Origin of the sequence: Streptomyces sp. NPDC102441 (genome assembly GCF_044765585.1) — a bacterium.
In the GTDB taxonomy this organism is placed as follows: Bacteria; Actinomycetota; Actinomycetes; order Streptomycetales; family Streptomycetaceae; genus Streptomyces.
Genome location: NZ_JBIWKH010000002.1, coordinates 393,114 through 404,098, shown reverse-complemented (window position 1 = coordinate 404,098; position 10,985 = coordinate 393,114). Strand labels below are relative to the sequence as shown.

The 10,985-nt window shown below is 68.2% G+C and carries 9 protein-coding genes and 2 pseudogenes; 9 read left to right on the top strand and 2 right to left on the bottom strand.

Features of this window, described 5'->3' with window-relative positions; translation table 11 throughout:
• The first annotated feature begins 44 nt into the window (after positions 1-44).
• The 4 genes and pseudogenes from ACIREO_RS05365 to ACIREO_RS05350 all read left to right on the top strand — a co-directional run.
• The gene (locus tag ACIREO_RS05365) at positions 45-1,355 is read left to right on the top strand and encodes an MFS transporter (protein WP_404105304.1); all 1,311 of its coding nucleotides are present in this window, start codon (positions 45-47) and stop codon (positions 1,353-1,355) included.
• Positions 1,300-2,460, top strand: coding sequence for a DUF3500 domain-containing protein (locus ACIREO_RS05360; protein ID WP_404105302.1), 1,161 nt, complete (start codon positions 1,300-1,302; stop codon positions 2,458-2,460). Before ACIREO_RS05365 ends, ACIREO_RS05360 begins: the two co-directional genes overlap by 56 nt.
• Before the next feature lie 82 nt (positions 2,461-2,542).
• On the top strand, positions 2,543-3,463 hold the full coding sequence (locus tag ACIREO_RS05355; protein ID WP_404105299.1) for a fumarylacetoacetate hydrolase family protein: 921 nt from the start codon (positions 2,543-2,545) through the stop codon (positions 3,461-3,463).
• Between the two features lie 122 nt (positions 3,464-3,585).
• Positions 3,586-3,780, top strand: a pseudogene (locus tag ACIREO_RS05350) (GntR family transcriptional regulator); the annotation flags it as partial.
• Between the two features lie 401 nt (positions 3,781-4,181).
• Here ACIREO_RS05350 and ACIREO_RS05345 read toward each other — a convergent pair.
• Positions 4,182-4,850, bottom strand: a complete 669-nt coding sequence (locus ACIREO_RS05345; RefSeq protein ID WP_404105297.1) for a hypothetical protein — start codon at positions 4,848-4,850, stop codon at positions 4,182-4,184.
• A gap of 144 nt (positions 4,851-4,994) precedes the next feature.
• Between ACIREO_RS05345 and ACIREO_RS05340 the strand changes: the two genes are divergently transcribed.
• The 4 genes and pseudogenes from ACIREO_RS05340 to ACIREO_RS05325 form a co-directional block, all read left to right on the top strand.
• Positions 4,995-5,645 (top strand): TetR/AcrR family transcriptional regulator, encoded by a 651-nt coding sequence (locus tag ACIREO_RS05340; RefSeq protein WP_404105294.1) that lies wholly within the window; start codon positions 4,995-4,997, stop codon positions 5,643-5,645.
• A 1,784-nt stretch (positions 5,646-7,429) separates the two neighbouring features.
• Entirely contained in the window at positions 7,430-7,711 is a 282-nt protein-coding gene (locus ACIREO_RS05335; protein WP_358967472.1) for a type II toxin-antitoxin system prevent-host-death family antitoxin, read from the top strand.
• Positions 7,708-7,971 (top strand): Txe/YoeB family addiction module toxin, encoded by a 264-nt coding sequence (locus tag ACIREO_RS05330; RefSeq protein WP_404105291.1) that lies wholly within the window; start codon positions 7,708-7,710, stop codon positions 7,969-7,971. The genes ACIREO_RS05335 and ACIREO_RS05330 overlap by 4 nt, the downstream gene beginning before the upstream one ends.
• Positions 7,972-8,388: 417 nt before the next feature.
• A pseudogene (locus ACIREO_RS05325) lies at positions 8,389-8,700 on the top strand (hypothetical protein); the annotation flags it as partial.
• A 552-nt stretch (positions 8,701-9,252) separates the two neighbouring features.
• On the opposite strand, the gene ACIREO_RS05320 reads toward ACIREO_RS05325, so the two are convergent.
• Complete coding sequence (locus ACIREO_RS05320) at positions 9,253-9,459, bottom strand: hypothetical protein (protein ID WP_404105289.1); 207 nt, start codon at positions 9,457-9,459, stop codon at positions 9,253-9,255.
• Positions 9,460-9,645: 186 nt separating this feature from the next.
• On the opposite strand from ACIREO_RS05320, the gene ACIREO_RS05315 reads away from it, so the two are divergent.
• The gene (locus tag ACIREO_RS05315) at positions 9,646-10,863 is read left to right on the top strand and encodes a hypothetical protein (protein ID WP_404105286.1); all 1,218 of its coding nucleotides are present in this window, start codon (positions 9,646-9,648) and stop codon (positions 10,861-10,863) included.
• Positions 10,864-10,985: the final 122 nt, after the last annotated feature.

Genomic DNA, 10,985 nt, shown 5'->3' with positions numbered 1-10,985 from the left:
GCAGAGCACATTCCCGGCACACGCAGAATCAAGGAGGATTCCACGTGACAACGGACCAATCCACAGCAACCGCCGTAAGAGCCGACGAGGCACCCGAGGAAGCGGCGGGCTGGCGCACCGCGATCGCCTCCGCCCTCGGCCTCGCCTGCGGTCCCAGCGTGCTGGCGGTCATGGGGTTCGGGGCGTTCATCGTCCCGCTCGACCGGGAGTTCGGCTGGGGGGTGCCGGCCATCGCGCTGGCCTCGTCCATCCTCAGCGTCGTCGTCATGCTCATCTCGCCGTTGCAAGGTCTCCTGGTCGACCGCTTCGGCGGCCGCCGTCTGGTGCTGTACAGCTCGCCGCTCTTCGGCCTCTCGCTGATGGCGATGTACTTCCTGCCCGACAACCTGGCCGTCTTCTACGTGGCCTGGGCCGTCATCCCGATCTGCGGGCTGGGGCTGTGGCCGGTGTCCTACCTGCGTCTCACCGCGGGCTGGTTCGATCGCAGGCTGGGGCTCGCGCTGGGCATAGCGAACTCCGGAATCGGCGTCGGTACCGTGCTGGTCCCGGTGCTCTCGGCCGTCCTGATCACCTCGTTCGGCTGGCGGGCGGGCTACCTGGGCCTCGGGGTGTTCGCGCTGATCGCCTGGCCGATCGCGTACTTCCTGCTCGCCGAACCGAGCCCGCGCAAGGCGGGCGTCCAGGACGGCGGCGACACCTTGAAGACCGCGGCGAAGAGCCGGCCGTTCTGGCTCGTACTGGGCGCGTTCGTGCTCCTGGGGATGATCGGTTCGTCGGTGGTCGTCCACCAGATCCCCCTGCTGCTGGACGCCGGAGTGCCCGCGAACGTGGCGAGCCTGGTTCCCGTCGCGCTGGGGCTGGCGCTCATCATGGCCAGGATCGTCACCGGCTGGCTGCTCGACCGCATCCCGGTCTCCCGGGTCATGTCGATCTACCTCGTCGGCGGCGTCGTGTCGGTGCTGCTGTTCGCCTCAGGGCCGAACATGGTGACGGCACTGATCGCGGCGGCGCTGACGGGGCTTCTGATCGGCGCCGAGTTCGACGTCCTCAGCTATCTGGTCCCCCGGTACTTCGGGCGGCTGGCCTTCGGCAAGATCTACGGCCTCGCGTTCGCGGTGTTCCAGCTCGGCGGGGCCGTGGCGACGGTCTTGGTGGGGGTGAGCCGACAGAGCTTCGGCTCCTACACCCCGGCGATGCTCACTCTCGCCGTCGCCTGCGTGGTGTGCGCAGGCCTCTTCCTGGGGCTCGGCCCCTACCGGTACGACGTATCCCCCACGAATCTGAAAGGCACGGCAGGCCATGACGGCGACACCTCCCCCGCACCCGCACCCACAGCACCCGCATCCAAGCGATGAGCTGCCGCCCGCGCACCGACCCCGGACCGCCGGTTCCTTCGACGCGACGGCCATCACCTTCGCCGCGATGGGGCTGTTCGACGGGCTGAACGCCGATCAGCGCGAACGGCTGCTGCTGCCCCACACGGATCCCGGCCGGACGCACTGGAACTTCCTGCCCGAGTCCGGGCGGCACGGCCTGGCCCTCGGGGAGCTCGACCGGCGTCAGGAAGGTCTGGCGCACCGGCTGATCGCCGAGTCGATGTCGATCCCCGCGTACGCCCGTGTGGTCCAGGTGATGAGCAACGAGCACGTGCTCCGGGAGCTCAACCTCCCGCTGTTCGGCCACATCGCGCCCATCTTCCGCGACGCACGCGGCTACTTCCTCACCTTCTTCGGCCAGCCCCAGCCGGACACCACCTGGGGCTGGCGGCTGGTCGGCCACCACCTGTCGCTGAACATCACGGTCGTCGACGGCGACCTCGTCAGCGCCACCCCGTTCCTGCTCGGGGCGGAGCCCGCCCGCTTCGGCCCGTTCCGGATTCTGGGCGAGGAGGAGGACACGGCCTTCGAACTGCTGGACAGCCTCACCGGCGCCCAGCAGAAGGAGACGGTCATTCATGCAAAGCCGCCGGCGGACTTCGTCACCCGTACCGTCAGGTGCGTCGGCGAGGTCGAGTACCCGGCGTACCACGGTGTCGGCCGACGCGACGCGATGATCACCGACGAGGACCGCAAGGCCCTGGCCTACTTCCGGGCCCATCCCCGGGGCATCCGGGCCGGAGACCTCTCGGTGCTCCAGCGCGCCCACTTCGACGCGCTGCTCGCCCAGTTCGTCGAGCGGTCCCGCTCCGGCCTGGTCGGGGCCGAGATGGACCGCATCGCGGAGGCCGGCGGGGTGGAGAACCTCCACTTCGCCTGGGCCGGCGGCACCACGCTGGACAAGCCGCACTACTTCCGAATCCAGGGCCCGGTCACCCTCGTCGAGTTCGACAACGCCGAGGACGACGCCAACCACGTGCACAGCGTCTGGCGCGACCCGTCCAACGACTTCGGCGCCGACCTCCTGATCGAGCACCTCCTCGATCACGACCACGGAGGCGCGTCGGCGGAGGGCCCCGTGTAACCCGGGATGCCCGGCTTTCGCACGTCAGCAGTCAAGGAACAGCGCCCGCGGGCCGAGCACCGCGGGACACGAAAGGACACCAATGAAGATCGTGGGCGTCAGGCGACCGCACCCGCACTCCGGCGTGGAGGTCGCAGCCCTGACCGGACCGGGTGACGAAAGCGTCACCGTCATCGCGTCGGTCGAGGACTTCTGGGCCGACCCGGCGGGATGGCTCTCCCGGCCGCCCGCCGGTCCGACGCTCGCCACGGCGTCGGTCGAGCGAGTTCCTCCCGTACTTCCCGACGCCCGGGTGTTCTGCATCGGCCTCAACTACCTGAAGCACGCGGCGGAAGGCAGCTTCCGCGACCAGGAACTGCCCGCGTACCCGAGCCTGTTCGGCCGGTGGCCGCAGTCCCTCACGGTGGACGGGGCGCAGGTTCCGGTGCCCGCCAACGAGGCGGGGCTGGACTGGGAGGGCGAGGTCGTCGCCTGGGTCGGGGAGACCCTTGTCGACGCCTCTCCGGAGGAGGCCCTCGCTGCGGTCGTCGGGTACTCCGCGTTCAACGACCTCACCTCGCGCAAGGCGCAGAAACTGACCTCCCAGTGGACTCTGGGCAAGAACGGGGACAAGTCGGGGCCGCTCGGCCCGCTCGTTCCCGCCGCCGAGGTCGGCGACCTGCGGCAGGGGCTGCGGCTGCAGACCCGAGTCAATGGCGAGATCATGCAGGACGACACCACCGATCAGATGGTTTACACCGTCGGGGACACCCTGTCCTTGGTGTCGCACACCCTCACCCTGCGCCCCGGAGACCTCCTGGCCACCGGAACGCCGGCAGGCGTCGGCTACAGCCGTACGCCCCCCGTGCTGCTTCAGCCGGGAGACACCGTCGAGGTCGAGGTCGAGGGTCTGGGTGTGGTGCGCAATACCGTGGTGGGCAATGCCAACCGGTCGACCGGCACTTCTGCGAACCACCACCGCCAGCCCGAAGAGGCCGAGGCTGATCTGGCCGCGAGGCTCTGAAACAACACCGAGTGGGACAGATGTCGACATCGGGCCGACGCTTCCCCCGCGCCACGACCGCCGAGGTTCGGGCGGTCGCGGCGGCGCGGACACACCCGTCCCGATGAGGTGAGCAGACCCATCACGCAGTGCGGCAGACCATCATGCGCGGCAATCTACGGACCGACACCCCGCTGTCCCGGGTCACACTCGTCCGTCGGCTCGGGGTAGGCCGCAGGCCGCTGTGCGAAGCGCTCCGGAACCTCCGGCGGGAGGGGCTCGCACAGCAGGAATCCCAGCATCGCGATCGCGCCCGGGTCGCGAGGTTCGCCGCGTAGCCGTCCGGGTTCCCGGAGCGGCTACGGAGTACCGAAGCCTCAGACGCCGACCGGCTCCGGCTGGACGGCGGTCACACGCTCGGGAGACGTGGCGAGCGCCTTCCTCCCCCGCTGGTCGGCACGCAGGACGAGGGCGACCCCGAAGACGACCCAGGCCGAGGACGGCCAGGGCCAGCTTGCGCCGCATACCCGGCTGAGTGGCGTACTGGGTCATGGTGAAACTTTCTGAGCAGTGTGCCGCGCGGGGCGGACGACGGGGGAACGCGGAGCATGGGGCGGGCGGGAGAGGAGAAACGCAGAGCGCACGTCCGTCGTTCAGCGACGCGTACGTCGTCCAGGGCGCAGGCCCCGTGACGACCTGTCGGTCGGACGCCCGGTCGCCCGGCGTCCGACCGGGGGGTTCAGGCGCGGGCGGACGCGGCGGCGACGATCCAGTTCCGGAACTCGACGGCGTAGTGCCGCAGGTGGTGGTCCAGGACCTCGTCCGGGCAGGTGACGGGGAAGTAGACCGTCAGGTTCGAGGTGAAGCCGTCGGCGGTGTCGCCGAACTGGATCAGCGCCCGCCCGACGACGGTGCCGTCGGCCAGGAAGAGGTTCGAGGACATCTTGCGCGGGAACTCCGCCTCCGGGAGGAGCTCGGGCGCGTCCTTGGCCCAGTCCAGCGCGTCGGTTCCCCAGCCGCCCATGTAGAAGGAGGCGACGTGGGGGCCGATGTTCTCCACGACGCGCGCTCCGATCTCGTCGGTGCCCATCACGTAGTGCTCGGGGTGCGCCGCGAGAAGATCGCGCTCGTCACCCGCGAACGCCTGGTCCATCCACGCGAGAAAAGCGCCCGAGGTGAGGCCCTTCGTCGCGAGCACGGTGGTGCCCGCCTTGAAGCGGCCGTCGGAGGTGCGGGCGCTTTCACGCAGGAAGGCGTTGCCCGCCTCGATGTCAGCGGCCAGAAGGTCGAGGAGTCCCTGGCGACCCAACAGCGTTCGGAAGCGGTCCAGGGCGCGGCGGGCGTAGAAGAGCTCGAAGTCGTCGATGCTCCCGGCCCCCGCAGGTCCGGCCTCAAGTGTCACAGTCACGGGCGGCGAAGTCTGATTGTCGGTCATGGTCGAACCTCCAGTATTATGCGAATGTAAATTCACATTCGCATCGCGAGGGTACGCCGAGGACTGCACCAGTTGTCAAAACGACCTGATGAGAGGGCCACCGATACCATGCGGGACATGACGAAAGAGCCGCAGCGTCCGGCGGCCTACCGGGAGCCCCAGCAGGCCCGCAGCGCCGCCACCCTGGCCCGCGTGCTGCGGGCGGCCGAGGAGATCGCCTCCTCCTCCGGCCTGGAGGAGATGACGATCACCGGTGTCGCCACGCGCGCCGGTGTCTCCGTCGGCACCATCTACCGCCGCTTCGAGGACAAGGATCAGCTGGTCACCGCCCTGTCCGAGCGCATGCTGGAACGCCGCGAGGAGTACGTTGCCGAGCAGCTGCGCACGGCCGAGCCCTCACTCAGCGGCGTCATGGACGCATACGCACACGCCCTGCTGCAGTCCTTCGCCGACAGCAGCAACCTCCTCCCCGAACTGCTGCGCGCTCGCGGGACCAGGCCATTGGACCGCGGAGCCCGCACCATCACCGAACTCCACCGCCTCCTTCTCGAAGCAGCAGCCCCCTACACTCACCAGATCCGCCGCTCCCCACCCCAGCAGGCACTCGACACCGCTGCCCGCGCCCTCCTCGGCGCCTGCTTCCACAACTCCGTACGCCCCGACGGCTCCACCGGCGAAACAGAAAGGCTCCGGTACGCCGATGAGCTCAGCGACATGGCGACCGCCTTCCTCCTGACCCCCGAACGTGGCCGCAGCACCGACACCTGAGCCGAACGCGCCGCTCTCACACAGCAGCGGCCTCCTGCCTCTTCGTCCGTTCGTGCGTACACGCCGGTACCAAAGCCCTCCCCACCAGCGCGGGGGGACTCAGCGAGCGGGACACGGAGCCCGCTTCCCCACGCCACCGGGCCACCGGGCCACCGGGCCACCGGGCCACCGGGCCACCGGGCCACCGCGAACCCTTCAATGAAGATTCAGCATCATGATTTCTGCAGGTCGGAGGGGGTGGTATGGGTTCGGGCCGTGAACTCGGGCTGATCCGGGATGAGACCGCTACCAGGTGATCGTCGGGCAGGGGCCGGTTCGGCGGGATCCCGTCGCTCAGGGTGGCTTCTTCTCTACCGTTCGGCAGACGGATCCGGATCGGGAGGGGCTGGTCGTGCCGGACGTGGTGACGTGGACGATGGAGCGGCGGATGCTGCTGGCGGAACGCGCTGGGCTGCTGCGGAAGGAGCTCGCGGAGATCGAGGTCGAGGTGGCCAGGCTGGAGGCAGCCGCGATCGTGTACGGGCAGTGGGCCGCTACGGCCCGCTATGACGCCGGCACCCGGTCGCGGCCTGTGGCTGCGGACGGGCCGATTCCTGCAGTAACGCGAGGGCTACCGGCGGGTGTTGGGGCTTCTGAGACAAAGGACCAGCCCGCCGAGGGCGCTCAGCATGCCGTCTGTACGTCGATGAGGAGGGGGATGTGCTGGCCCCTCCGACGGAGGGCGCCCGGGGCGACCTTGCGCCACCGGGTGCCCAGCCGTCGGCGGCGGGCGAGTCGATGAACGCGGCGAACGTGTCAGTCCCGACCCGACTCAGGTACCCGAGCTATGACCACGCGTGAGGACGTCCAGATGTCATCTCGACAACTGCGGCTTCCTGCACCCACGGCGCAATCCCCCGCTGTCCGGACACAGGGGGACTTTGACACAGGGGGACTTCAGAACCGTTGGAGCGGTGAGGTTGACGGAGTGCAGCGTTCCCCTCATCGGCCGTGGGACCACGCCACGACGCTCCCTCAAGCAGCCATCGCAAATGACCAGGTCAGAGGGATCTCAAGTGATCTGACACGCTGCGACAGCGGGTCAGTACCGCACGGTGCTCGCTAGTACCGCACGGCAAACAGCCGCGAGATCCACGTTTCCGCAGGTCAGAACGTTTCCGCAGGGTAAAACTGGTGGGGCGGGTGGGACTCGAACTCAAACCGGTGACGCGTCTCACCTGCGGTTATCTCAAGGAGTCCGACATACCCACCTGTTTCCATCCGGCTGCATCCTGCTCGATCCGACTCCAGCGGGTCGCGGTGCAGCGTTCGCTGCACCGACCCGAGAGGCACATGAGGCCGCATCCGGGCCGTCCGATCACGTCCCTCTCAACCGCACTGAGCGGAAGTCTCGCTTCCGGCCGGCAGGCCGACCAGAGAATCTGAGACATCGGCCAGCCGAACGTTCGGCATAACCATCAGTAACGGTTCGTCGAACGCCACCGAAGACTGCCGCAGGCGCGGGTCGAGGAGCACGCCGCCCAACTGGGCCCGCCTCGAACGCCGCCAACTCCGCGCAGGCGAAGTCCGCAACCACCATGTCCGTAAGTGATCATTCCCGAGTTCGCGACGATCACGCTCATGGAGCGGGTCGACCGCGAAAACGACGAGGTAACCACACCAACTGAGCCGCCCGACGGGCTCTGCCACACCCCAATGTCACCGAAGGCTGAACCGCGTGGCCGTCCGGAGGCGGAGCGCGATCAGCCGCACGGGGATCTGCTCTGTACGTTATCGTGTACGTCATGAAGACGATGAGTGTCACCGAGCTACGCGCGGGCATCGCCGACGCCCTCGACGCGGTGGAGAACGACGCCGAGGAGCTGGTCATCACCCGGACTGGCCATGAGCCGATGGTCGTCGTCTCGCTCGCCGAGTACGAGGCACTGAAAGAGACCGACTACCTGCTGCGGTCGCCCGCCATGGCCGAGCGCCTGCGCAGGTCCATCGAGCAGGACCGGGCCGGCCAGAGCGCACTTCGCGAGCTGGTGGATCCCGATGACGAGGCCGGGCGGGGCGCCGCGTGAAGGTGCTGTTCGTCGACGACGGCTGGAACGATTACCTGTGGTGGCAGGGGAACGACCGCAAAATACTGAAGCGCATCAACCAGCTGATCGCCGACATCGACCGGGGCGGCCACGAAGGAGTCGGCAAGCCCGAACCACTGCGGAACGACCTCTCCGGCTACTGGTCGCGGCGCATCAACTCCGAACACCGACTGGTGTACCGCATCGATGAGAACGCCATCATCCACGTGGTGGCGTGCCGCTTCCACTACGAACGGTGAACCAGGCGCATACCCACGGGCCATGCCTCGGCTCTTGACAGCGCCCGTCAGCCTTCGCAGGACGCAGGCACGGGCTCACGATCCACGTGACCAGGGCGCGACCGTTTACTCGGGGGCGTATCGGACGCTGAGCATGGTCGTGATCCCCTGCTCCATGAAGACCTCGCGGGCATCCGCTCCTGGGAGCGAGCATCACCCCTACCCACCGCGGGGATCAGGAATTCAGGCGACGCGCGCTCAGCCAGGCGACCAACTCCGGGTCGCGGTGGTCGAAGAAGAGCTACGCGCCGGCTTCCGGGGTGGCGATGGCGTCCCTCTGGGCCTCGGTGAGCTCAAAGTCGAGGGCGTCGATGTTCTCCGGCGCCCAACGAGAACCTCCCCGTCGGCAGGAGGCGTTCGACAACCTCATGCACCAAAACCCTCACCGGTCACACCGGTGAGGTGCACTCATTGGCGGTCTCGCCTGACGGAACCCAGCTCGCCACTAGCAACATGGGGGGTGCGGCCGTGGGACCGTCCTCAACGGCCCCACACACGCCAGGGCCACAAAAGACCAGCTCACAGCCATGCAAGATCTGCCTAGAAAGACCGAAGCCTCACGTTCGCTGCACCTACGTGCGGCGAACGCTGCACGCAAAAAAAGCCCCCGAAGACGCGTTTCCCCAGGTCAGAACGATTCTGCCCGGGGACGCTAGGTGGGGCGGGTGGGACTCGAACCCAAAAGCGTGACGCCTCTCACCTGCGGAAACGCCGCAGAGGCGGACATTCGCATCCTGCTGGATCCCGCTGCATCCGGCTCGATCCCCGGTAGCGGCAGTGCGGTGCGGTACGTACCGCACGGCCGCGGCTCGGCCTTGTGCCAGGAGCGGAAGGAGATGCGCTTGAACGCATTCGCTGCTTAGGGACCAGTCACGGCCTGCCCGGAGTGCACTACACCCACTCGGTCACCACCCCTCTCCCTTGCCCGTGTCGGTCACACTCCGTGTCGATCAGGGGCATGGAGACCGTGCATCGGAGGCGCACCCTGAACCGCGCCTCCGCGAGTTCGCCGGGCCGTACCAGGCCACCGATTCCGGAGAACATCTGCTGCGCGTCCCTCAGCAACCCCCACGTCCTATCGTCGAGCTCACCCTGGGCCAGCAGAGCTCCGGCGAGGATTTCATCGACCGCTGGCGAGCAACCCGGCCAGCACGGTTTCGGTCGTTCACCTGGGTGCCCTGGGGTACGCACCCCAGGCCTGGTCCCCGCGCGGCACCACACCGGCAATCCCGGGCATCGCAGTCAGCGACGATCCCCGGCCCCTTTGACGATCCACGGTACGGAGCCCGCCAGGCAGGTCAGGACAGCAGCGCCTACGGCAAGTGGTTCGGCCAGCCTTGGATAGGCAAACGTGAGGCAGACGACGGCTCCGGTGGTGAGCAGTCCCAGCGCCATGGCCAGCAGTAGCAGGAGCGTGCGCAGCTCGCGGTAATCAGGGTTCCTAGTCATGGGTAAAGCTCTCTCCTTCATTTCGGGTGCTCCCCCCGAGCGGGGGCGGACCGGCCGGTCAGGCGCGGTGCCACACGGGGCTGGTTCTTCGCCCATTGCAGCGGACCGCTAGCACAGGGACCAGACGAAGGTGGGGGGTCTCTAAACAGGCCTGGCGGTATGGATGGTCACCGGTACGGTCTCAGGGTGAACAGCGCGAAGGTGCCCAGCCGGGCAGACCAGCAACTCATCGATCACGCCCGCGAGCATGGCTTCGCGGTGACAAGCAAGCAGTTGTCTGGGTGGAGGCGTCACGGGCTGCTCCCGGCAAACGCGCACGGTGGAGGGCTCGGTCGGGGGCAGGGCAGTACCTCGCAGCCGGTAGCCGCCAGCTTCGCCTTGGTGCTCGGTCTCGCCCGGTTTTCCGGGCGAGGGAAGCGGCCGTCGGACGTGGCGCTGCTCTTGTTCGGCGAGGGCCTGCCGGTGCCGGAACCGACAGCCCGGGCAGTATTCCAGTCCGCCGTCGACGGCGTCTGTCTTCCGGGCGGCGCCGAGCCCGGTGGGGACGTCGACGAGCATCTGGACGCCGTCGACTCCTACATCGACCGCGGTGGTCAGGTTGTGGTCATGGTGCCCGCGCGAGCGCGCCGGGTGGACGAGCAGATCGTCGCGTTCTTCGAATCAGCCGGTGTCCCCTGGCCACCGAAGGGACTTGCCCAGTTGGACGAGAATCTCAGCGCTGAGCGCATATCGCCGCAGGGCGCCGCGCTGTTCGCCGCTGATGCCCTGCTCACGGGAAACGCCCCTCTGCCCGGTATCGGCGCGCTGCTGCGAGGGATGTCGCCCGGCCTGGAGGTGAACCCGATCGCGTCTCTCGTGGAGACCACAGTGCGCGACGTGCCGCACTCCCCCGTCCTGGGCCCCGACGGCAGCCTGACGATGCTAACCGGCGACGTTCGCCGCACCCTTCGCAAACTAGCGGCAACAGCCTCAACAGAGGACCTCCGCGCCGCCTGGCACGCTGCCCGGGAAGTGCGGGCATGGGCGCTAGATTTGTGCGCGCGGACGGAAACTGAACTTGCCGCCGGGGTCCCCGGCGATGCCACCATGGAGTGGTGGATCAGCAGGCAGCTGCCGGCCGGGCTCTCTCTCCTGGACGAACTGCGCACCCGAAACGAAAGAGCCGTCGCTACGGCCCTGTCAGCCCTGGGTCTGCTTCTCCAGCGCGAACAGTTCGCCGAGCTCGACCGAGTACAGCCGGGCTGCCAATGGGACCTCGCCCAGTCGCCGGGCTTTCTGCCCCCGCCCGCCCGCGTCTTCCTCGCCCTGCGCTCCGCCGCACCAGCCTGCCTCGGCCAAGCCGCACACCAGGTAAAGGAATCGGCCTGCACCTTCTCGGCCCAAACTTTCGGACGGCGAGCATGAACCTAAACGATCCCGCCCCTGTCCGCACCACGGCAGAAAAATTCCCTGACGCTGCCCACGTACCCTCCTCTCACGATCTGTGGATCACACCCCACGTGCTGGCACACGCCCTCTTCGTCACG

Coding starts and splice junctions, on each gene's coding strand:
- ACIREO_RS05360 (WP_404105302.1), top strand. CDS start 1,300: ATGACGGCGACACCTCCCCCGCACCCGCACCCACAGCACCCGCATCCA.
- ACIREO_RS05355 (WP_404105299.1), top strand. CDS start 2,543: ATGAAGATCGTGGGCGTCAGGCGACCGCACCCGCACTCCGGCGTGGAG.
- ACIREO_RS05340 (WP_404105294.1), top strand. CDS start 4,995: ATGACGAAAGAGCCGCAGCGTCCGGCGGCCTACCGGGAGCCCCAGCAG.
- ACIREO_RS05335 (WP_358967472.1), top strand. CDS start 7,430: ATGAAGACGATGAGTGTCACCGAGCTACGCGCGGGCATCGCCGACGCC.
- ACIREO_RS05320 (WP_404105289.1), bottom strand. CDS start 9,459: ATGACTAGGAACCCTGATTACCGCGAGCTGCGCACGCTCCTGCTACTG.